Source organism: Metasolibacillus fluoroglycofenilyticus, from assembly GCF_003049645.1.
GTDB lineage: Bacteria > Bacillota > Bacilli > Bacillales_A > Planococcaceae > Metasolibacillus > Metasolibacillus fluoroglycofenilyticus.
Window position 1 is genome coordinate 57,980 of the sequence record NZ_PYWK01000001.1, and the last position, 23,686, is coordinate 81,665.

At 38.5% G+C, this 23,686-nt stretch carries 19 protein-coding genes and 1 riboswitch; of the genes, 6 read left to right on the forward strand and 13 right to left on the reverse strand.

Features of this window, described 5'->3' with window-relative positions; genetic code table 11:
- Positions 1–195: 195 nt before the first annotated feature.
- The 5 genes from C9J36_RS00305 to tenA form a co-directional block, all read right to left on the reverse strand.
- The gene (locus C9J36_RS00305; protein ID WP_107943044.1) at positions 196–1,197 is read right to left on the reverse strand and encodes an ABC transporter substrate-binding protein; all 1,002 of its coding nucleotides are present in this window, start codon (positions 1,195–1,197) and stop codon (positions 196–198) included.
- Between the two features lie 2 nt (positions 1,198–1,199).
- A complete protein-coding gene (locus C9J36_RS00310) occupies positions 1,200–1,940 on the reverse strand; it encodes an ABC transporter permease (RefSeq protein ID WP_107941801.1) in 741 nt (246 codons plus the stop codon).
- Positions 1,940–2,701 (reverse strand): ABC transporter ATP-binding protein, encoded by a 762-nt coding sequence (locus C9J36_RS00315; protein WP_107943045.1) that lies wholly within the window; start codon positions 2,699–2,701, stop codon positions 1,940–1,942. The genes C9J36_RS00310 and C9J36_RS00315 overlap by 1 nt, the downstream gene beginning before the upstream one ends.
- 88 nt (positions 2,702–2,789) lie before the next feature.
- Positions 2,790–4,067: an acetylornithine deacetylase gene (locus C9J36_RS00320; RefSeq protein ID WP_107943046.1), complete on the reverse strand. Its 1,278-nt coding sequence runs from the start codon at positions 4,065–4,067 to the stop codon at positions 2,790–2,792.
- 384 nt (positions 4,068–4,451) lie between these two features.
- Complete coding sequence (tenA, locus tag C9J36_RS00325; RefSeq protein WP_107941802.1) at positions 4,452–5,138, reverse strand: thiaminase II; 687 nt, start codon at positions 5,136–5,138, stop codon at positions 4,452–4,454.
- A gap of 356 nt (positions 5,139–5,494) precedes the next feature.
- Positions 5,495–5,595: riboswitch (TPP riboswitch) on the reverse strand.
- Between the two features lie 314 nt (positions 5,596–5,909).
- Between tenA and C9J36_RS00330 the strand changes: the two genes are divergently transcribed.
- Together C9J36_RS00330 and C9J36_RS00335 are read left to right on the forward strand one after the other, a co-directional pair.
- On the forward strand, positions 5,910–7,247 hold the full coding sequence (locus tag C9J36_RS00330) for an acetamidase/formamidase family protein (RefSeq protein WP_107941804.1): 1,338 nt from the start codon (positions 5,910–5,912) through the stop codon (positions 7,245–7,247).
- Positions 7,248–7,511: 264 nt separating this feature from the next.
- Positions 7,512–8,921 (forward strand): hypothetical protein, encoded by a 1,410-nt coding sequence (locus C9J36_RS00335; protein WP_107941806.1) that lies wholly within the window; start codon positions 7,512–7,514, stop codon positions 8,919–8,921.
- On the opposite strand, the gene C9J36_RS00340 is transcribed toward C9J36_RS00335, so the two are convergent.
- On the reverse strand, positions 8,907–9,485 hold the full coding sequence (locus C9J36_RS00340; RefSeq protein WP_066170571.1) for a C40 family peptidase: 579 nt from the start codon (positions 9,483–9,485) through the stop codon (positions 8,907–8,909). The genes C9J36_RS00335 and C9J36_RS00340 overlap by 15 nt on opposite strands.
- A 511-nt stretch (positions 9,486–9,996) precedes the next feature.
- Between C9J36_RS00340 and C9J36_RS00345 the strand changes: the two genes are divergently transcribed.
- Entirely contained in the window at positions 9,997–11,595 is a 1,599-nt protein-coding gene (locus tag C9J36_RS00345) for a gamma-glutamyltransferase family protein (protein ID WP_107941808.1), read from the forward strand.
- A gap of 180 nt (positions 11,596–11,775) precedes the next feature.
- Here C9J36_RS00345 and C9J36_RS00350 read toward each other — a convergent pair whose 3' ends face one another.
- From C9J36_RS00350 to C9J36_RS00380, 7 genes are all read right to left on the reverse strand, one after another.
- Positions 11,776–12,660, reverse strand: coding sequence for a 3-hydroxyacyl-CoA dehydrogenase NAD-binding domain-containing protein (locus tag C9J36_RS00350; RefSeq protein WP_201261876.1), 885 nt, complete (start codon positions 12,658–12,660; stop codon positions 11,776–11,778).
- Positions 12,661–12,686: 26 nt separating this feature from the next.
- Positions 12,687–13,868 (reverse strand): iron-containing alcohol dehydrogenase family protein, encoded by a 1,182-nt coding sequence (locus tag C9J36_RS00355; RefSeq protein WP_107941810.1) that lies wholly within the window; start codon positions 13,866–13,868, stop codon positions 12,687–12,689.
- Positions 13,869–13,886: 18 nt separating this feature from the next.
- A complete protein-coding gene (locus tag C9J36_RS00360; RefSeq protein ID WP_346719795.1) occupies positions 13,887–15,335 on the reverse strand; it encodes an NAD-dependent succinate-semialdehyde dehydrogenase in 1,449 nt (482 codons plus the stop codon).
- 281 nt (positions 15,336–15,616) lie between these two features.
- Positions 15,617–16,570: a transketolase family protein gene (locus C9J36_RS00365; protein ID WP_107941812.1), complete on the reverse strand. Its 954-nt coding sequence runs from the start codon at positions 16,568–16,570 to the stop codon at positions 15,617–15,619.
- Positions 16,571–17,410, reverse strand: a complete 840-nt coding sequence (locus tag C9J36_RS00370) for a transketolase (RefSeq protein ID WP_107941814.1) — start codon at positions 17,408–17,410, stop codon at positions 16,571–16,573. It lies immediately after the preceding gene.
- Between the two features lie 52 nt (positions 17,411–17,462).
- Positions 17,463–18,659 carry a diphosphate--fructose-6-phosphate 1-phosphotransferase gene (locus C9J36_RS00375; protein WP_107941816.1) on the reverse strand — a complete coding sequence of 399 codons (1,197 nt, stop codon included), beginning with the start codon at positions 18,657–18,659 and terminating at the stop codon, positions 17,463–17,465.
- Between the two features lie 79 nt (positions 18,660–18,738).
- Positions 18,739–19,740 (reverse strand): LacI family DNA-binding transcriptional regulator, encoded by a 1,002-nt coding sequence (locus C9J36_RS00380; RefSeq protein WP_107941818.1) that lies wholly within the window; start codon positions 19,738–19,740, stop codon positions 18,739–18,741.
- Positions 19,741–20,117: 377 nt separating this feature from the next.
- Between C9J36_RS00380 and C9J36_RS00385 the strand changes: the two genes are divergently transcribed.
- From C9J36_RS00385 to C9J36_RS00395, 3 genes are read left to right on the forward strand one after another with little or no spacing between them, the layout of a single operon-like run.
- Positions 20,118–21,551: an NAD-dependent succinate-semialdehyde dehydrogenase gene (locus C9J36_RS00385; RefSeq protein WP_066170551.1), complete on the forward strand. Its 1,434-nt coding sequence runs from the start codon at positions 20,118–20,120 to the stop codon at positions 21,549–21,551.
- 13 nt (positions 21,552–21,564) lie between these two features.
- Positions 21,565–22,614 (forward strand): zinc-dependent alcohol dehydrogenase, encoded by a 1,050-nt coding sequence (locus C9J36_RS00390; RefSeq protein ID WP_107941822.1) that lies wholly within the window; start codon positions 21,565–21,567, stop codon positions 22,612–22,614.
- 6 nt (positions 22,615–22,620) lie between these two features.
- A complete protein-coding gene (locus C9J36_RS00395) occupies positions 22,621–23,685 on the forward strand; it encodes an NAD(P)-dependent alcohol dehydrogenase (protein ID WP_107941824.1) in 1,065 nt (354 codons plus the stop codon).
- The last annotated feature ends 1 nt before the right edge of the window (position 23,686 follow it).

The following is a 23,686-nucleotide window of genomic DNA, read 5'->3' on the forward strand; positions in this document are numbered from 1 at the left end:
TTTGAAAATTGAACTCACAGTGTTTGTACACCCACTGAATAAATCGAAAAAGAAGCATTCAATTTGTCAATTATAGAGATGGAAGTATTCTATGCCTGTCACGTTGCTTTCGGTACAAAAAAGGAATTTGCCCAATCAAAATAAATAATTGGCTGTCACATCCTCAAAGAAAACTGCAGATTGCCAATTGGTGAATTAAGGTAAAATATTAACAATTAACTCATCGATATTTGGCACTTCTTCAATTAATCCATAGTCTTTTAACCATTTGGCTGTTTCTTCCCAAGACGATTTTTCTTGAGTTGCGAACCCAGATTCACTCTTCATTTTAGGTAATAAAATATTAATGCTTTCCGTTTCAACTTCTTTATTTAAAGGGAAATTCGCTTCATCCTGTTGGTCGAGGAGAATTTGTAATGCTTCTTCACTGTTCTTTTCCATAAAATCGAAGCCTTTTCTAGCTGCACGCCAAAACGCTTCAATTTCTTTTTGTTCTTTTTCCCATGTTTTTTCACTCGTAACGGCGACTAATTCATAATAGCTTGGCACTCCATAATCTACTGGATTCATGTATCCAACATCATGACCTTCGCTTTTCAATTGCGGTACTTCATGGTTTACGTATGCTCCAACAACGGCATCAACCTTTTTGGATATTAATGATGAACCTAGTTCGAATTCAACGTTAACCATATCTACGTTTTCATAGCTTCCTCCACTGTTTTCTACAATGGTTTTGATAATTGTTTCATTCAATGGAATTCCTGGATAACCAACTTTTTTTCCTTCTAATTCTAGTGGATTTTCAATCGGTTGATCTGCACGAAATACAACATGATTTAATGGTGAACGAACGACTGCTGCTACTGCTTTTACAGGTATCCCTTCATTTGCTACTGCTTGAATGACATCCGGTTGATAATACATTCCCATCGTTACTTTACCAGCTGCTGCAAGAGATAGTGGGTCTGTTGGGTTTGCCGGAAATTGAAATTCGACATCTAACCCTTCTTCTTCAAAATATCCTTTTTCTTTTGCAACGTATAAATAACTATGTACCGCATTTGGATACCAGTCTAACATCATTGTAATTTTATGATTTTTATTTTGCTCTTTCTCATTGCTACCTTCACTCTGACAAGCTGCGAGGATAAATACAAGCATCATACTTATAACGATACTTAACCGTTTTTTCATCATTAATTTTTTCTCCATTTCAAAAAAGATTTTTCTATAATTAAAACAACAATAAATAATGCAATTCCGATGAACGATAAAATAACAATTGGTGCAAAAACACCTGCTCCATCAAATTGAGTCATCATTCTTCTACTAAAATACCCTAATCCTGATTGTGCTCCTAACCACTCACCAATTGCTGCTCCAATAACACTCATCGGTACCGCAATTTTTAATCCTGAAAAAAACGATGGTAAGGCAGAGGGGACTTCTAACTTAAAAAAAATTTGACTTTTTGTTAACCCAAATGTTTGAAGCAATTCTTTTAAGTCCTTCTCTGTAGAACGTAATCCATCAAACATGCCTATCGTAATCGGAAAGAAGGTTATCAAAATCGTCACAACAACCTTGCTCCAAATTGTATAACCAAACCATAGAACAAAAATAGGTGCTAACGCGATAATCGGAATCGTTTGAGAAGTAATCAGTAAAGGATAGAGAGATTGCTCTAAAACCTTTGAATAATGCATGGCTATAGCTATTGCAACCCCCAACACAAGAGAGATAGACAAGCCCATGCTAATAACTGCAAATGTAGCTGGAAGGTGGGATTGCAATAATACGTCTTTCAACTCCCACAATTTGATAATAACCTGGGAGGGTGACGGGAGAATAAATGAAACATGAACAAGTCTTGCAACGACCTCCCAAATTACAAGTGTTGTGGAAAGTAATATGGCAGAATACATATATCTTTTCATTAGGTCACCTTCATTTTAAAATAATCGATTAGTTCATTTTTCAAATTAATCAATGAAGGCTCATCTAATTGCTGTCTGCTTCTCGGTCTCTTTAATGGAACATTGATTTCTTCAATCGTACGAATTGGTGTTTCACTAATGACAAAAACCTTGTCCGATAAAAATAATGCCTCTGAAATATCATGCGTAATAAAAACAATCGATGATTTAGTTTGATTCCATTGTTCTAACAGCCACTCCTGCATATACAGCTTTGTCATTGCATCAAGGGCTGAGAAGGGTTCATCCAATAGAAGTAAATCTGAACCAGTTAATATAGCACGTAAAAATGACGCACGCTGTCTCATCCCTCCTGATAGTTCATGGGGATATTTATTGTAAACATGCTCTAATCCGAAATCTTTTAATCTATTTAAAACTAATTGTTTATCGTATTTCTTATTTTTTCCTTCGAGTGGTAAAGCAACATTTTCCGCTATCTTTCGCCAAGGAATAAGTAAATCTTTTTGTGGCATATAGCCTACTTTACCTAGACGATTCGTTTCTTCATAACCATTTAGAAAAATAGAGCCTTCTGTTGGTTGTTCCAGTCCCACAAGTAGTCTAAATATAGTTGATTTACCTGTTCCACTTGCCCCAACAATACTGACAAACTCACCTTTATTTACTTGAAAATTTAACTTATTTAAAATATAGTGTGGGTGATCATAATAAAATGATACATCTTTAAACTGCAGTACATAATCATGCTTTTTATCCATACTCATAAAGTCTTTCATCCTTCTTGTTCAATTGATTTCCGCGTTCCCCTTTAACTTATGTTGATACCAAGATAAACCTCCATTTCTGTCACTTTTTCTTGGTGTTTGTCCATTCGTAAACAAAATGAATCATCGTTTTCGTAAAAGCAATAAGTTGATCGATGGAGCAAGATTCATTTACTGCATGAGCATTTTGAAAATCGCCTGGTCCATAAATGGCAGCTGGGATACCTGCGTCGCCAAACCATCCACCATCAGTAACGGAAGGAGATACATCAATCGTAGCTTCTTTTCCATGGTTCATTTGGTGAGAGGAGGACAATAATTGAACAGCTGGATGATTCGGATCAACTTCTAGTGAAGGGAAAATTTCGCCTTTGTCTTCAATCATCGAACTTCCTCCCCACACGAATGTCGGCGGATAGTGCCTTAGCCATGGATCCGACTTTGCAACAGAAAGTATATGTTCCTCAATCTCTCTAGATACCTCTTCATAAGTTTCATTAGGGTAGTAGTGAACAGTAATCCATAGTTTACATTCGTCAGCTATAAAAGCGGGGTGTCTTCCACCTTCAATAACAGCAGGATTGATTGTATTTGTACCAGGTGGAAATCCTTCATATTGCTTAGTAACCGCCCAATGGCGCTCTAAATCTTGCAATCCTTCTATTATTTTCATCATTTTTTCAATGGCACTTGCTTGCAATAGTCCGCCACCTGCGTGAATCATATTTCGTCTCATAGCATCATGAAATGTTTTAGCACTTTTTATTGTAATCCAACCGGTGATTACCCCGCCTTGACCTTGTATATGTAAATCACTCGTATCAACAACAAGCGCAAAGTCGGCTTTATATCCTCGATCACAACATTGAAGTGTACCAGCCTCTCCGACTTCTTCTCCGATGACAGATTGTAAAATGAGATCGCCCTTCACCTCAAATTTTGCCTCATGTAAAAGTTTTAATGCAAATAGGGCCCCTGCAATTCCTCCTTTCATATCAGCTACGCCCCTACCTATAATAGCCTCTTCAGTTACTATTGGATCAAAAGGATTCGTTAACCATTTTTCGTCTTCTCGTATTTCAGCTACATCAACATGCCCATTAATAATTAAACTGCTATATAATTCAGGTTCCGTTCCTTTTTTCACCCCAACGACATTCGGGTCATCTGGATATACATCCCATATATCAATTTCAAAATTAAGATTTTTTAAATAATTTGCGATAAATTGTTGAATATTTTTTGTATTTCTTGCAGGTGGTGCGGGTGTTTCAAACTTTATAAGTGTAGTAACCAAATCAATCAATTCTTGTTTGCGATTTTCTACTTGAAGCATCAATCTCTCGATATTATTTGTCACAACATTCCCGCCTTTTTTGTAATAGAGAAGTAGTTGTCCGAAAAGTCCATTTTGTTTTGACACCGCATTGAAATCAATGTTTTCATCGCCTCCCTTTTACTGAAAGAGTACGCTGCTAAAGCCAATGTTCATCACATTTTTAAAAGAGGCGTTCTCTGCTTATATGAATCAACATTTTGCGAAACATCATCGCTACTGTCCAAAATGCCGGCTATGCACGGCTTTTTGGACAGCCTCCTGAAATCTATCAATTTATTTTCATGAACCGCTTCTTTCTACTAGGATGTACTAGTTTGTAAGTAGTAATACACCCTCTCTAGTGGTCAGATTCTATTTAATTATTCTTTTCCTGTCCATTCGATTATTATTTACACCAAATCAATATTAAATTTTTGCTAATTCTTTTACTGGCCACATTGAAATGTTTTCAGCCATATCCCAGAACATATATTCAAAGTAACTTGTTTTCACGAATATTTCTTCTAGTTTATTCAGTTCATCTTCTGGCTTTCCTTGTGCAATCTCATTGATTAAATCGATGCAATCTTCAGCAATTTTAGTAAACCCGTCAGAAGAATACATTTTAACCCAGTTTCCATAGAGTTCATGCTCTAAAGAATTTGGCCATTCAGCTAATTTTTTACCAATCCAATTGTAACTCCATGCACATGCTAATACTGCTGCAATCGTATTCTCTACTCCGCCTAACTGTGCTTGGCTAAGCATATAGCTTGTATACGCTGTCATTGTAGCAGATGGCTCTGTATTTTCTAATTCTTCGTTGGAAATCCCAAATTTCGCTGCATACTCACGGTGTAAATCCATTTCAAAATTCATTGTTCCATGCAATAAATTTGCAAAAATAGTCATTGTTTTTAAATCATTGGCTTTGGTACTCCCAATTGCGAAAACTCTAGAGTACTCTATTAAATACACATAGTCCTGCTTCATATAATGTATGAATTTTTCCTTCTCAAGAGTTCCTTCCCCAATCCCCTTTACAAAAGGATGCTCTAAATAACTATTCCATACAGGCTGCACTTTTTTAAATAAACGATCAGAAAATGTCATTGAATTTACTCTCCTTTGTCATTACTAAAATATAATTGAGTAGGGGGGAGCGATGAACTCCTTACCTCTCAAACTTACGTATGAATTCGTATACGGTGGTTCAGTTAAACAGAAAGAGCTTTGTTTTGTTTGGCAAGCTCACCTAATCATACCTAGCCTACTATGAGATTTGCCTTCCTCAAATCGGTGTTTTATCTTCAAAGCTCTCTAGATTCAGCCCCTTTCCTTTTAGATAACTCTTATTTTTGCCATGGAAACTCGGAATTTGCACCTGAGAGTACATGTGTATACTAGGCACAAAAAACCCATTCCTGTAGTATAAGGAATGGGTTAATGTATATAACAAAATATATGCACATATTTCACCATTACTTCCCTACGCTAGTACGACCTAGATCAGGTTCAAAGGGTCAAGACTTGTCTCTCTCAGCAAAATTATGCTCCCCTAGTAATTTGAATATTTGATTGTATCTAGCTAATCATAGACATAATTGTTTGTCAAGTGGCCGCTTACAGTTACTTTCCTTTAAAACAAAATAAACAGCTCATTGTGATAGGGATTATTAATATAAAATAATCTCTAGATTAGTATTGAGAATATAATATTAATGCACCGTTCAACTAGCTTGTTATCTTTTGCTGCAACTTGTCAATATAGACATATAAAAAGTCGCTTAACACACAAAAGTTTCTAAATTCACGTAAATGCTTGTACTCCAATATATCACTAGTTAAACTAGTAATATAAAGTATAAAAGGATGGTGGCTTTAATGACGAATGAACAACCAATCGAACATGAGAATAACGAAACGATTAAAGCAGTAGAAACGCTTTTTGTCAATGAGTTTACGAATGGTGTATTAGATCCAAATAAGCCGATGCTTGGTCCGCTCCGAAATGGCGGGACAATTATTGCCAACACAGCACCTGGCTGCTGGGGACCAATGCTAACACCTGAAATACGAGGCGGGCATGAAGTAACAAAACCGGTATACATAGAGGGTGCTGAAGTTGGAGATGCACTTGTTATTAAAATTAAATCAATTCAAGTAACGTCCATTGCGACTGCATCTGGTACGGATGAAGCACTGCCAGACCGTTTCATAGGTGACCCATTTGTGAAAGTAAAATGCCCTGGCTGCGGCAAGCTACATCCACAAACGAAGGTTCAAGGAATCGGACCACAGGCAATTCGCTGTGCAATTTGTGATACAGCAACTGCGCCATTTGCTATTACAAATGGTTATACGATGGCTTTTCACCATAATGAACAATTAGGTGTGACAGTGGGCAAGGACGGTGCGCGAAAAATTGCGTTAGATGCTAATCATTATATGCGAATACCTGAAAACTCGAAGCAAAATCCTGTCGTAAGTTTAGCGCCTTCTGATTTAGTTGGCGTGTTAGCAAGAATGCGCCCATTTTTAGGGCAGTTAGGCACAGTGCCTTCAAAAGCGCTACCTGATTCACATAATGCGGGTGATTTTGGTGCGGCATTAATCGGTGCACCACATGAGTTTATTTTAACTGAGGAGGAATTAGTCTCACATAAAACCGATGGCCATATGGACATTAGCCGCGTACGTCAAGGAGCTACTATTATTTGCCCTGTAAAAGTGGAGGGTGGCGGTGTTTATATCGGTGATATGCATGCAATGCAGGGCGATGGTGAAATGGCGGGACATACGACAGATGTTGCCGGCATTGTACAATTACAAGTAAGCGTGCTAAAAAAGGTAGCTATCGACGGACCAATTATTTTAGCGAATGAAGAAGATTTACCATATACTGCAAAGCCATTCACGAAAGAGGAAAAGCGCTTAGCACGAGAGCTAGCAGAGGAATATGGATTAAAGCAGCTAGAGGAGGCATTGCCTATTTCCGTTGTTGGAACGGGCGTCAATCTAAATATTGCAACGGATAATGCGGTGGAACGGGCAGCAGCCTTACTAGATTTATCTAGCGATGAGGTGAAAAATCGTATTACCTTAACAGGTGGCGTCGAAATTGGTCGACTACCGGGTGTGGTCACAGCAACATTCCAAGTACCGAAAACATTGCTAAAACAAGCAAAAATATATAAGCCAGTAAAACAGCAGTATGATTAAGGATAGGGGGCTGTCCGAAAAGTGAATATCTTTTCGGACAGCCCCTGCTTCTACATTAACTATTTGCTAAAAATGCTTGTACCTGTCGCTTCGTTTTCAGCACAAAAAACTGCTTCTGCAATGACCTGTCACAAAAGGGTCGTCTCAAAAATGACTTTCTAGATGACCTCTTTCCTTTTGCAGAGATGCCGACAAAAAACTACAGCAACCTGTCATCACGTTTGATATAGTAGAAATAGAGTGTTATTAAAAGGGGGGAGACGTATGCTGCAAATAGACGAGCAGCTGTATAGCATGACAGGGGGAAAAATAGGGGAGCCATTCATGCGTGCAATTGCAGGAATTTCGAATGAAACGTCTATTATTTGGGGCGAGCTCCTTCCACTAGAACAAATTTTAATCAGTGATGAGCAAGCACTCACTTTAGTAAAAGGCTACTGTATTGAGGATGTAGCCGCCTTTTCAGGAGTAGAGCAAGGTGTGACGAAGGTGCTGCAAGATTTAATGCTTGATAATCATGACGTACATATATTGCAGTATATGGCGCTTCATCAAACAGTTGAGGCGCAAGGTCTACTGCGATTTTTAACAGGGATTGATATGGTGCTTCCTATGCAGGAGATGAAGGTTTTAGCAGTTCATAAAGTTGAGAATAAATGGCTGATTCATCCAATATGGCAAGATAATCAATCTTTTTGGAGCACACTATATGCTAAAAAATTGTATAGCATATTTATGCAAGTCGGCATTGAGAATATACAAAATCCAGCCTTGCTCATTTTGGAGTTGCAAAAAGCACTCAACCAAGCAATGTCTAAAAATCGCGTGGCGACAATTGTCCATCAATTAATCAACCACATCACACAGCGCAGTGGGGCATCCTATGAATTAAAAACTCTACATTTGAGTGATGTCATTATTCATTTTACAAGTGGCTCAAGACATTTTCGTAAGCTAAGGAAACGTATAGCCCAGCTTGAAGCGGTATGGAAAGAGGGGGAGTGGGCTTTAACAGAAAAGGAAAGAACACTGCTTGCTTATATACTGCTTGAGGAGGCAGTATCACGCAAGGATACAGAGCAAATTTTGGTACAGGGGCTTTTTTTAATCGAGGAGGAACGTTTAAACAATCATATTGTTGAATTGATGGTTGAATATAATGAGGTACTTAAAATTATTCCGCCACAGCCAGAAACAATTGTGAAGGCTTATAATAAAAATTGTGGGGAGTTTATTCTATATTATGTTATAGAGGCACTTGCGAAAACGAATCAGTTTAAACGAATAATTGCATTATTAAAAGATTATGAAATTGCATCATGTATAGAAATTTATCAATATATAAATGGAGTGCAGGATGCGGATTTATTACATAAATTAGAGGCTGGTGTGCAAAGAGGCATCGCTCATATTGTCGATGGCTCTACGCAGCATATTCGCCAGTCTTTAACAAAGTGGCAGGAGGGCTATCAAATAAGAAGAGGACCATATGCTGAGATTGCTCTAATGACCTCAAAGCATGTATGTAATATTTTAAAGTCATTATGGGCAACAGAACAATTCGAGTTATTTGAGCGGTTAATAGAAATTTATCGAAAATATTTGTTTATACCGGCTCATTTTGAACAACTTCGAGCATTTGTTGCCGCAACAGTTCATTCAAATGACTTTTGATATGGCCCCAATTGGTACATTGCTCATTGGCTTGGAGCGGGGAATGAAGACATAGCGGCTTAGCTCCCCTTTATAACGAAGTTGCATATAAGGCAGCTTGCCCAAATCAGTCGGTTTCATAAAATATGGGCACAGCCCATCCAAAGGGAAACCAGCCTCTTTTAATAAAGTCGCTATAAATTGCGAGCAAAAGAAGGCCCATTCACGTTCTAGCTTAATGCGACAAGCTACACCGATTAAGCCAATGAAATTATAGCGGTACTTGTCCATATGCTGTTTAAAGTATTGAATTTTTTGCTGCAATATTCCGTATTGCTCGTCCGTTACATAGCATTCATAAATGGCACAATTGGCAGAGCGTAATAATTTAGAGTGAATATTTTCTTGAACAAAGCCACCGATAAAAGGATTGTTTTCAAACTTTCTACCAAAGCTATACATCTCAGTTAAATTGCGGTCAAATGCAATAGAGACATGATTGAAATTTTCTTGTGTATATAGTTGTATGGCGCGAGAAAGAATTGACCCAGTTTCTGTTAACACAATATAAATTACTTTACCCATGAAAATCACCTCAATATTACAATAACAGATAAAAATGAAGAAATAGTATAATTATTTATGAAAGAAGTCTTAATATTTAGTACGTTTAAAACGCAGAAAAGATTCATCATATGAAAGATTATTTTTTTGATGTCGAGAAGCTCTTCTAGTATTAGAAATTAACTAGGCTTTTTGTTTGTCCTTCATCGCCTTTTACGCTAACAAGTGAGAATGAAGTACTTCAAATTTTTAGAGTGACATTGAAACATCATACTGAAATAATTCTTTTATTTCAAGTTTTTCGTTGATAACTTTATATTAAAGAAAGTTTGAGTTTGGGATAACGACCTGTAAATGTATCTTTTACTAGGTCTTGAGGCTGAGAGGACTTAACATGCCCTTTCAGCCCGATGCTTTTCTCGCGCAAAAGCCTGCGCTTCTGCGGTTACTCGTTGCAGAAAACATTACTGAATCAAGATAGATTCTATGATACAATTTACTGATAAATACATAATAATTTGGGGTGAGCAATATGGATTTTTTAAAACAGCCGTTCCATTCGCAGCGCTATACACATTTTGCGCGTAAGGGAATGGTGGCAACATCACAGCCACTTGCAGCACAAGCGGGTTTAGAAATTTTGAAAAAAGGCGGCAATGCTGTAGATGCGGCGATTGCAACAGCGGCAGTGTTAACGGTTGTTGAGCCTACTTCCAATGGCATTGGAGGCGATGCCTTTGCAATTGTTTGGATGAACGGGGAAATACATGGCTTAAATGGTTCAGGACCAGCACCAAAATCCATTTCTATAGAGGCAGTTCGTGAGCGCGGCTTTGAAAAAATGCCTGTGTATGGCTTACTACCTATTACGGTTCCGGGTGTGCCGGCATCTTGGGCAGCATTATCAAAAAGATTCGGTAAGCTATCACTACTTGAAGCATTAACACCAGCAATCGAATATGCTGAAAAGGGCTTTCCTCTATCGCCAATTTTAGGAAGCTACTGGGAAAGAGCTTATACAAAATTTAAAGAATCTTGCACAGCAGCTGAATTTGAAGCATGGTTTACAACATTTGCACCAAAAGGACGTGCGCCGAAAATCGGTGAAATTTGGTCATCAGAGGGGCACGCAAATACTTTACGTTCTATTGGCGAAACGGATGCACGTAGCTTTTACGAGGGCGATTTAGCGCAGAAAATAGATGATTTCATGCAGGAGCATAACGGCTTCTTAACAAAGGAAGATTTAGCGAGCTATGAGCCAGAGTGGGTAAAGCCTGTTTCTGTAAACTATAGAGGCTATGATGTATGGGAAATTCCACCGAATGGTCATGGGATTGTTGCAACGATGGCACTCAATATTTATCAACAGCTTGAACAGCCTAAATGGAAAGATGCAGATACACTTCATGCACAAATTGAGGCGATGAAGGCTGCATTTACTGACGGCAAGGCATATATTACGGAGCAGGCAGATATGCCAGTAGCTGTAGATTATTTATTATCTGAAGAATATGCAAAATTAAAGGCAGCAGAAATTACAGAAAGCGCTGCTAGCCCTGAACCAACAAAAATACCATCTGGTGGCACAATTTATTTAGCGACAGCTGATGAGGATGGCAATATGGTATCCTATATCCAAAGTAACTATATGGGCTTTGGCTCTGGTGTAGTTGTACCAGGTACAGGCATAGCACTGCAAAATCGTGGACATGATTTTTCATTAGACCCACAAGCACCAAATGCATTGCGCGGTGGTAAACGCTCATATCATACAATTATTCCAGGCTTTTTAACAAAGGATGGTAAGGCGGTTGGTCCGTTTGGCGTAATGGGCGGCTATATGCAGCCACAGGGGCATATGCAGGTCGTATCACATACTGTAGATTTCAACTTAAATCCACAGGCAGCACTTGATATGCCGAGATGGCAATGGACAGGGGATAAAACGATATTAGTGGAGCCCCACTTCCCACAATATTTAATTGAAGAATTGAGACGAAAAGGGCATAATATTTCAATTAGCGAGTCTGGTAGTTTTGGTCGTGGACAAATTATATGGCGCGATGATGAAGGTGTACTAATGGGTGGCACAGAGTCGCGTACAGACGGGCATATTGCAGGCTATTAAAAAGGCTTTTTTAGGAGGGACTGTCCGAAAAAGTATACACTTTTCGGATAGCCCTCTGCTTCTACATTAAATATTTGCTAAAAATACTTGAACCTGCGATTACTCGTCTCAAAATGACTTTTCAGACGTCCCTTTACTGGGATAATGACCAATGAGAAAAATGTGCGCCATTTTTAAACACTAGCTTTCTAAAAAAGCTAAAAGCGCCTGCAACTTTCTATTTTGTTTAGCTAATTGTTGTAGAGCTTCTTCATCCCATGTATAAAAACCTTTGCCGCTCTTTACACCGAGCAAGCCTTGCTCAACCTTTTCTTTTAGTAGAGGTGAGGGAGTATCACCATTTTCTAAATCCTTATATAAATAGGTAGCAATATTTAAGTGGGTATCTAAACCATTCAAATCACGTTGTTTTAATGGGCCAGCAAGCACTAATCGAATGCCAAGAGCATATTGTACAACTTTATCAATATCCTCTGCTGAAGCAATATTGTGCTCTAATAATGATATTGCCTCACGTGCCATTGCATGTTGAATGCGATTGCCAATAAACCCTGGAACATCTTTCTCCACCATCACAGGCATTTTTTGCACACTTGCTAAGAGCTCGTAGACATATTCGCTTGCTTCATTAGATGTATAGGAACTTTTAATTACTTCTACAATAGGAATCACATTTGCAGGCATAAAGAAGTGCATTCCTAAAAATCTTTCTTTATGCTGCAAAGCTTCAGCCAATTTTGTTATAGGGATACCCGATGTATTTGAAACTAAAATGGTGTTAGCTGTCACATGCTGTTCAAGTAATTCAAAAATGCTGCTTTTTAACTCAGCTATTTCAGGAACGGCTTCAATAACAATGTTTGGCATACGATTGAAAAAAATACTATCTTGCAATGTTAATAATCCGCTTTGTTCGTATGCATCGAGCGCTTTCTTTGCGCGATTTAAGCTTTCTTGAAAATTATCGATTAAAGTGACGCTATGCTCTTGCTCAAGAAAAAGCTTGGCAATGTCTAGCCCCATCGTGCCTGCCCCAATAATAGCTATATGGTCTTTAGCATTCAAAAAATCCCCTCCATTCTTGCTACTGATTAAAGCAACACCTTTTTATAAATTTCTATAATATCCTCTTTACTAGCCTTGCGAGGGTTAAAGGGGAATGTTCCTCGGTCATCGAGAGCGTCTAGTGCTAGCTGCTCAATCATTTCATTAGTAAAAGCAATATTCAAATAGCGGAAGTTGGCTGGAATATTGAGTTCATTATTGAATTTATGAACTAAATTTTGCAATTGCTCGGCTGCGAAGTTATCACTTTTTACAATTAACGATGAATCAAACATTCTCGCAATATGCGCGAATTTTTTTATGTTCGCAATTTTATTGAAGCCTAAGACGTAAGGTAATATAATTGCGTTTGCTAAACCATGCGGAACATTATAATGCGCAGACATTGGATGCGAACAGGAGTGCACAATGCCGAGCTTCCCATAATTGAAGGCAAAGCCAGCTAACGTACTTGCTAGATGTATTTGAGCACGCGCCTCGACATTTGCGACGTTTGCATAGCTCGCAGGTAAATGCTCGATTAACATGCGAATTGCCTGTAAAGAGAAGGCCTCGGAAAGAGGGTTTGCCTCTAAAGAAACATAAGATTCAATAGCATGGACAAGCGCATCCATCCCAGTCGCAGCTACAATATGCTGTGGCAGGGAGTAAGTCAAGGCAGGGTCAATCATTGCATACTGTGGTTGAATGAATGGTGAAGCAACGACATATTTGCGTTTAGCAGCAGGGTCAGTAATTACGGCACTCGATGTTACTTCTGCCCCTGTACCTACCGTTGTAGGTAAAACGATAATTTTAGGACCTTGTTCTGTTAATATTTTTTGTCCGCGGCGATAGTCTAAAATATGACCAGGATTGGCAATTACTGCACTCACACATTTGGCAAAGTCAATTGCGCTACCCCCGCCTACAGCAATAATTGCTTGGCAATTTTCGCGTTCATAAAGTGCCTTACCTTTCATAACAGTTTCGGCATGCGGATTTGGTTCTACCTCTGCAAAGCATGTATAGTCAATTGAAGCGTCCTTTAAATGACATTGTATATTATCGATAATACCTGCTTTTAAAATACCTGCATCTGTCGCAATAAATACTTTTGAAAAACTTTCCTGCGTTAATAAAGAGCCAAGTTTTTGTTGAACACAATCAACTCCAAAAATTAGCTTTGTTGCGAGCAAGCTTTCGAATTGTAATTGTTGGATATTCATATAGCGACCTCCCTACAGCTAAATAGTTGTTGTAATTAATTTTTTATTTAAAAAGTCATGCAAGCTTCCGGGGCCACCTTCGCGTCCCATACCACTTTCCTTAATACCACCAAATGGTCCTTCTACAACAGTAACAGCAGTATCATTAATGCCGACCATCCCATACTCTAATTCCTCTGACACGCGAATGGAGCGAGCTAAATCCTTTGTAAACACATAAGCAGCTAAGCCGTAGTCAGTATTATTTGCGTGTGCAAGCACCTCTTCCTCTGATTCAAATGTGGCGATTGCAGCTACGGGACCAAATGTTTCCTCGTGGGCAATGGTCATATGATGATTAATATTAGCTAAAATTGTCGGTGCATAAAATGAGCCGTTTTCACAACCTTCAATAGTAGGAATAGTTCCACCTGTAATAAGTGTAGCCCCTTTATGAATAGCATCATTTACTTGAGCATGTACTTTTTCTACAGCTTGATGGTTAACGAGCGGCCCCATCTCCACTTCTGGTTGTAAACCATTTCCTATCTTTAATGCCTCAACTTTTTTCTTTAATAATTGGATAAATGGCTCGACAATCGTTTGCTGGACATAGATTCGGTTAGGGCAAATGCAAGTTTGTCCAGAATTATAAAATTTGATTTGAGCTACGTTTGTAGCCGCTTGCTCTAAATCAGCATCCTCAAAAATAATAAGTGGTGCATGCCCACCTAATTCCATAGACACTCGTTTTACTTGGTCGGCGGCTTGCTTTAATAGTAGCTTTCCTACTTTAGTTGAGCCTGTAAATGTAATTTTACGAATGCGTTTATCTGTTAGTAATGCTTTCCCAATTTTCTCCGCGTCTCCAAGTACTAAATTGACTACGCCCGCTGGAATTCCAGCTTGTTCTGCTAGCTGACATACTAGTACAGCACTTCCAGGGGTAGTTGGAGCAGGCTTTAATACAACTGTGCAACCAGCCGCGAGGGCAGGTGTAATTTTTCGAACTATCATAGATAATGGGAAGTTCCAAGGTGTAATGGCTGCAATAGGCCCAACAGGCTGATGAATGACCTCAATACGCTTATTTCTTGAAGGGGCCGGAATTGTTTCACCGTAAATTCTTCGTCCTTCTTCTGCATTCCAAAGGGCATAATCAATGGAGCGCGTTACTTCAATATCAGCCTCTTTTAATGGTTTACCAGATTCAGCACTGACCGCTTGGCTTAATTGTTGGCGATTTTGTTCTAATAATTGAGCAAATTTGCGTAAAATATTTGCCCGTTCTCCAGCTGTTCTCGCTGACCAATCTTTAAAGGCATGCACACTAGCATCTATCGCCTTTTGTGCATCTCGCTCATCGCCCACCGCCACTTGACTAATAATTTTACCCGTTGCAGGGCTTATAATATTCTCGTAATTCCCAGAAACAGGCTCCATCCATTGACCATCAATATAAAGCATATACTTCTCCATTTCTTGCATACATCTGACCCCTTTATATTATATTTTGTACTAATATCGTACAACATGTAATTATTTCGTACAATATTATTATTGAATTGTAATAGTAATTTGTCAATCGAAATTTCAGAAAACTCAAGATTGGATTTTAGTGAATAATCAATATAGAAGTAGGGGCTGTCCGAAAAAGTAAAGCTTTTCGGACAGCCCCTTCGTGCTTTCTATTAATTCAAAGTATCGCAATGCACTAAGTGCTGCCAATTTTGCCTAGTAGGTTAAAAATTGAATGAAGTTATAATTGATTAGCGTTTCCTTGCTAATACACGTTTTGCTGCTTCGGCAACATGCGTAGGCAATAATTCGTATTTATTTAGTAAATCATCATTATCTGCCGATTCAGAGTTGCGGTCTTTCACACCTACAAATTCAATAGGAGTTGGCTCACTAGCTGCTAAAATTTCTGCTACGGCACTGCCTAAACCACCGTAGACGCTATGTTCCTCCGCTGTTACTATGGCTCCAGTGTTTACTGCCGCTTGAATAATAGCCTCTTTATCAATTGGCTTGATTGAAGGTAGATGTAAAACTGCTGCTGAAATATTTTGCTCAGCTAAAATTTCTGCTGCTTCAACTGCGCGGCTCGTTTGTGTTCCTGTTGAAATAATCGTAAGGTCTGTGCCTTCGCGTAGTAGAACGCCTTTTCCTAGTTCAAACTTGTATTGATTATCAAAAATAATAGGGTAGTTGTCACGTGCTAAACGGATATATACAGGTCCATTATATTGATTTGCCCATTTAATCATTGCGGCTGTTTCCACTGCATCAGCAGGTGCTAAAACGGTCATATGAGCCAATGTTCTAAAAATCGCTATATCCTCTAATGCTTGGTGCGATTTTCCTGTTAAACCTGTCAATAAACCGCTATATGCACCAATCATTTTTACATCTAGATTTGGTTGAGCAATTTGGACTTGGATTTGGTCAATCGCACGTTTGGACATAAAGGCCGCAAATGTAGCAACCCATGGCTGTAAGCCTGTTGTCGCTAAACCAGCAGCAACGCTTAACATATTTTGTTCTGCGATACCCATCTGTAAAAATTTCTCTGGTAATTGTGTTGCGACAACATCTATTTTTGTAGATGTTGCTAAATCGCCATCTAATACATATACACTTGAGTCAGTTTGTGATATTTCTAAAAGGGCCGTACTGAATGTATCTCGCATTGACATTTTTTTAAGTTCAGAAATTTTCATTTATAATCCTCCTACAGCGTTTAATTCATTTAATGCGTTTGCTAATTCTTCATCTGATGGAACTTTTGAGTGCCATAAATAATTGCCTTCCATAAAGCTAATACCTTTTCCTTTTACCGTATCAGCAATAATTACTGTAGGCTTTTGCTTCGTCGCCTTTGCTTCTTCAAACGCTTGTAAAATATCAGTGTAAGAATGCCCGTCGATACGAATCACATGCCAACCAAAAGCAAGCCATTTTTCTTCTAAAAGCTCATTAGGTGCAGAGCGTTCTGTGTCTGTACCCGCCCAGCCGTATTGTTGTAATTTATTATAATCAAGTATGATAACGAGATTATCTAACTGATATTTTGGTGCGATAAACGCAGCCTCCCATACTTGTCCCTCTTGGGATTCACCATCGCCAATCATGCAATATGTGCGGAAATTTTTGTTTTGTAGCTTTGCCCCTAAAGCCATACCGACCGCGGCTGAGATACCTTGTCCTAACGAGCCTGTAGACATTTCAATTCCTGGTAAGGCTTTCATATCAGGGTGTCCTTGTAATCTAGAGTTTAAAGAGTCAAAAGTGAATAGCTCTTCGTTTGGAAAGTAGCCTCTTTCAGCAAGCACAGCATATAAACCAATGGCAGAATGCCCCTTTGATAATACAAAGCGATCGCGTTCAGGGTCCTTCGGTTTCGCTGGGTCAATATTCATTTCGTTAAAATAAAGTGTTGTTAATAAATCAATTGCAGATAACGGCCCCCCAATATGACCAGCTCCCGCATGGTGTACAACTTTTAATAAATCCTTTCGTGCATTTGTAGCTTTTTCTTGTAATAAATTGATGACTGACATAAAATTCCTCCTTAATATAAAAAATGAGTAAGCGCTTAACCAATGTTGAAAATTATATATTCACCGTCGCATCAAGAAAGTAATCCTGAGCAGATGAAATATCTTCTCCTAAAAGTGGTAGTAAATAACTTGAAAATGGCTCCTTAATTGTATTCAGCGTTTGGTCATACCACTGAATGGGGAAATGCTTTTCAATATCTATTACTTTTTTCAAAGAAACTGTGCCGTACACAGGAATATACTTAGCACTTTCCTGTCTAACTAGTGTAACCATAATATTGTTATTTCCTTTTTGTACAGCTTCCCATGCTTTCACACCTAAAGTGTATGCCTCCTCCACATCTACCATCGACAAGCAGCTAGTACAGCATCTTTGCCAAATGCTCGTATCTATATAGCGAGTTGAAACGCCGAGGCTTTGGTGAATTTGTTGCTTTAGCGTATAGGATACACCGCCTAATTTTGGTCTATTAAGTGCATCGAAAAGAACATTATCAGAAGCAATTAAGCTTTCGTTTTTATCGCGTATGCCTTCAGAAACAATAAGAAGTGTATGCCGATTATTATTTCTATTTCTTTCGATGCTTTCTAAGCATTGCTCCATGTTAAATGGAACTTCAGGTATATAGATGAGCTGCTGACAATTTGATTGTTGGCTTGCTGCCAATGAGCAGGCGGCTGCCAACCAGCCTGTATTGCGTCCCATTGTTTCTAATATAGTCACTTTTTTAGGAAGCTCATAGCTGTTAATATCAAATGTAATATCTCGTGTGCACGATATTAAAAACTTTGCTGCACTAGCATAGCCAGGTGAGTGGTCAATTGAATCTAAATCATTATCAATTGATTTAGGAATACCGATTGTATATAAATCATAATTGCTTTGACGAGCATATGCGCTAATCTGATGTGCTACATGCATTGAACCATTGCCACCAATATAAAAAAAGTAGCGAACATTTAAAGCTTTGAGTGTGTCGATAATTTGTTTTAAATGTTGTTCATTTACTTTTAAACGACATGTTCCAAGCAATGCACCCGGAGTGTATTTTATTTTATTGAGCTGTTGCTCCGAGAGCATGTCTAAGCGCACAAATGTATTGCTTAATAAGCCCTGCAATCCACCTTTAGCGCCGTAGACAGGCATGTCAGATTGCTTACATATAGTCTTTATGAGCCCTGCCAGTGAGCTGTTAATAACCGCTGTTGGACCACCTGATTGAACAATCATAGCAGTACCAGTAATCATAATTTTCGCCTCCTTGCATTTAAGTTAAGCGCTTAACCTAATTTTACGTAATTATAAAATGAATTTTTAGAATTTTCAACTACAAAATTATATTTTTTACAGTTTCTCTTTCAATAATTTCTGTTTTCAATGTAATTGTTTGATGGGACGCATCTCCATTTATTGCATTCATAAGAAGCTGAACTGCCTCGCTAGCAATTTCACGTTGCGGCTGTGCAACGGTCGTTAGGGCAGGTTCAACAATTTGTGCAAAGATGCTATTATCAAAGCCGATTATTGAAACATCCTCAGGCACGCTTAAATTAAACGTTTTGCAAGCTTTAATCGCTCCAGTCGCCATTAAATCATTACAGGCAAAGATGGCTGTTGGTTTTGTAGGAAAATCCCTCATAATTTGTTGTAAGCTATTGAAGCCGTCTTGGATTGACGATTCCTTTGCGTAATAGTGCTCATTCATAGGCGTTAATCCATTTGCACGCATCGCATCTGCATAGCCACGATAGCGTTCACGGTTACTCCAAATATCACGCGCAATAATAGCTATTTGCTGGTGTCCTCGTTCGATTAAATAAGAGGCAGCGCTAAAGCCAGCATCGTAGTCATTAATGGATACAAGGTTTAATGCTTTACCAGGTGCATTTCGGGCAACAAGTACAATTGGAATCTCCATTTCTTGTATTTTTTTAATTGATTCAAAATTTTCAAACCCCGATGCTAAAATAAATCCATCAACGTTTTTTTGTAATAGCAAGGATACGTACATTTCCTCTTTTTCTGTAATATAGTCAGTGCTGCAAATAACAACGTTATAATTATAGCTACTAGCCATATCCTCAATATATCTCGCTAATTCGGAGAAGAAGGGGTTTGCTAAATCAGGCAAAATAAAACCAATCGTGCACGTTTTTTTGCCCATAAGTGCAGAAGCAATTAAATTAGGCTTGTAATCTAATTCTTTAATAACGTCATTCACTTTTTTGCGTGTTTTATCCCCAATTCGCCCTGTGTTGTTAATCACTTTTGACACGGTAGCGATTGAAACATTGGCTGCTTTCGCGACATCATAAATATTTACCTTCATAACTGTAAACCTCATTTCGTTTAATATTGATTCAGTAGGTATCCAAACACAATTCAAAATTTTGATGCAATTACGTGCTTCGTTGTTACGTAATTAATTGTTTTATTGTGGAAAATAACCCTCGAGTAGGAATTCATTTACTAAATATAATATATAATATAAAAAAAATAAAAGTAGTATCTTTTGAGTTAGAATAACATGATTTTTTTCTTTAGCAATAGCTTTTATTCGCCCTACACGCTAAAGGATTTTAGTTCTGAATTTTTGGAAAACGAAAAAAATTGGATTATTTTTGATTAAATTTAATATTGACTTTTTTTATAAGCACTCCATATAATCGTATGTAAACCTTTACATCGAATATTAAAGGAGTGAAAATGATGAGTAAAAAAGAATTTTTAATTATTAACGGTGAGCAAATTGATACAAAAGAGCAAATTGAAGTAATAAACCCAGCGACGAATAAAGTGATTGGTACAGTACCAAAAGGCGGTGGCGAGGAAGCGAAGCTGGCAGCTAATGCGGCGCATGATGCGCTTGATTCTTGGTCGAAATTAACTGCTGAAGAGCGCTCGATTTTATTGCAAAAATGGTATCAGCTTATTGATGAAAATAAGGAACTGATTGGACAAATAATGACTGAAGAGCAAGGAAAACCATTAGCAGAGGCGATAGGTGAAGTGAACTATGCTAATAGTTTTATTTCTTGGTATGCGGAAGAGGGCAAGCGCATTTATGGACATACCGTTCCTTCGTCAAGTTTGGTTAAGCGCTTACTCGTTGTCAAACAGCCTGTAGGGGTTGTTGCTGCAATTACGCCGTGGAACTTTCCGGCAGCTATGATTACGCGCAAAGTAGGCCCAGCTTTAGCGGCTGGCTGTACGGCTGTTATCAAGCCAGCCTCACAAACACCATTCACTGCAATTAAGTTAATACAATTAGCGCATGAAGCCGGGATACCAAAAGGTGTGTTAAATATTGTGACGGGAAATGCAGGCGCAATTGTAAAGGAATGGATGGATGATAGCCGTATTCGCAAAATAACATTTACTGGCTCTACTGAAATCGGAAAAGAATTAATGGCACAGGCTGCTAAAACAGTGAAAAAGATTTCATTGGAGCTTGGTGGACACGCACCATTTATTATTACTAAAAATGCTAATTTAAAATTAGCGGCTGAGCATTTAATTAAATCTAAATTCCGCAATGCTGGGCAAACATGTGTATGTGCAAATCGTATTTATGTACATAAAGATGTTGAGCAAGAATTTGCAAGCATCTTTGTAGAAGAAGTGAAGAAGTTAAAAATAGGAAATGGTCTTGAAGAAGGGGTAGTTATTGGCCCATTAATTGACCAGCATGCTGTAAGTAAAGTAAAGGCACAACTAAAAGATGCTGTTGATAAAGGTGCAGTAATATTAACTGGTGGTGAAGAAGTAGCAGATAGCCCAGGGTATTTCCTAGAGCCAACTGTTATTTCCAATGTTTCAGATGAAATGGAATGTATGTATGAGGAAACATTTGGTCCATTAGCACCTATTACAACATTTGAAACAGTCGAAGAAGTGTTACAAAGAGCAAATAATACACCGTTTGGTCTTGCAGCATACGTATTTTCTGAAAAAATTTCAGAAGCAGTACGCATTTCAGAGGGTTTGGAATACGGTATCGTCGGCTTAAATGATGGGCTGCCATCTGTAGCGCAAGCACCGTTTGGTGGATTTAAAGAAAGTGGTTTAGGCAGAGAAGGCGGGCTATGGGGTATTGAGGAGTTTTTAGAAGTTAAATATATTTCTGTAGGCATTGAATAAGGGGGATTTGTGAATGCAGGCACTTTTAAAAATGAAAGGCGGCGTCGGCAATATCGAGGTCGGGACAGTAGAAGAACCTACTTGCAACGATAATGAAGTAAAAATTGAAATTGCTTATACAGGTATTTGCGGAACGGATTTGCATATTTACCATGATACATTTAAAAGCTACCCACCCGTTATACTTGGGCATGAATGTTCAGGGATAGTCGTTGAAGCAGGGAAGGATGTTCAAAACTTAAAGGCTGGCGACCGTGTAACAGTTCTTGGTTCAACAGAGCGTACTTGTGGCAAATGTATTCACTGTAAAACAGGTTTTTATATGTTTTGTGAAACGCGTCGAGGAATGGGGCATGGTGTAAATGGTAGCTTTACAAAATATCTTAGCATCAAGGAAGAAGCAGTTTATAAATTGCCCCAGCATATATCACTACAAGAAGGCGCTTTAGCAGAGCCATTAGCCTGTGCAGTGCAAGCTATAGAAGAATTAACTGATATTAAAAGTGGAGATGTTGTTCTTCTATCAGGACCAGGACCCATTGGATTAATTTGCCTATCGTTATTAGCCATCAAAGGATGTAAAGTGTTAGTAAGCGGTACAGATGTTGATGCGCAGCGTTTAGAAATTGCTAAAGAGCTTGGTGCTGCACGTGTCATTAATGTACAGCAAGAAAATTTAGCGAATATTGTGGCTGAGGAAACGAACAATCAAGGTGTCGATATTACGATTGATTGTACGGGAGCTCCAATGGCGATTAGTAGCTGTTTAGAGCAAGTGAAAAAGCGTGGACAGCATATTCAAGTAGGGATTGTTGGGAAAGCGTTTAACCTGGATTTTGATATTATTTTATACAAACAATTACAAGTATATGGGTCATTAGCACACTCAATAACAACTTGGGATAGAGTAATGAAAATTTATGATCAAAATCAAATTAACCTAAAGCCTATTATTACGCATGTGATGAACTTAAATGATTGGCAAAAAGCATTCCAATTATGTGAGGAAAAACAATGCGGCAAGGTACTTATTCAATATGATGAATCGACAAATTTGGAGTGATAAATTGTGAGCATAGTGGACCGAAGTCAAAAGATGCAGGTTGCAAGTTTAGTTGGACTTTCACAGGTAGTTGTAGATTATGACACAATACCGGATGTGCTACCAAATGAAGTGTTAGTTAAAGTAGAGGCTGTTGGAATTTGTGGTTCTGATATTCATTATTATCAGCACGGTCATATAGGGGCTAGAAAAGTGCAATACCCCCATATTCAAGGACATGAATTTGCTGGAACAGTCGTTGAGGTTGGTGAACAAGTGACAAATTTTGCAGTTGGTGATCGAGTAACAGTCGAACCTGGCGTTCCGTGCCGCATGTGTGAAAAGTGTAGAAGCGGAAAATACAATCTATGTGACCAAGTGGTGTTTTTATCCACGCCACCACATAAAGGGGCATTGCGTCAATACATTAGTCATCCCGAAGATTTTGTCTTCCCAATTCCTGATGAGCTAACATTTGAAGAGGCTACATTAGCTGAGCCTTTATCAGTGGCCATCCATGCTTTGAAAAGAGCCAATTTACGACCGGGAATGCGCATTTTAATTACTGGAATGGGACCAGTCGGCTTAATGTGTGTTTGTGCAGCAAGCTTTTATAATGCTAGTGAAATCGTTGTGACGGATATGGTTAAGCATAAGCTACAAGTTGCTACGGAACTAGGCGCAACAAGCACGATTGAAATTCCGTTGGAAACAATTCCGGAAGATTATTTTGATATTGTCATCGAAACATCCGGAGCAAGGCCTGCTCTTCAAAGTGGTATTCGTGCATTGAAAAAAGGCGGAAAACTGGTAAGCATAGGCTTTCCTAAAGATGCTGAAGTGCCAATTGATTTAACAATGATGCTACAGCGAGAGTTGGATTTAATTACAGTTTATCGATATGCAAATACGTTCCCATTAGCAATTAGCATATTGAAGGAATTAAAAGAGGTTGTCGGGACGGTCATTACATCTACTTTTGAATTGGAGCATATTGATGAAGCAATGAAGAAGGCAACGGAAACACACCTAGACTCTATAAAAGTCATTGTTTATCCGAATAAAAGTGGGAAGAAGCAAAATACTGAATAGG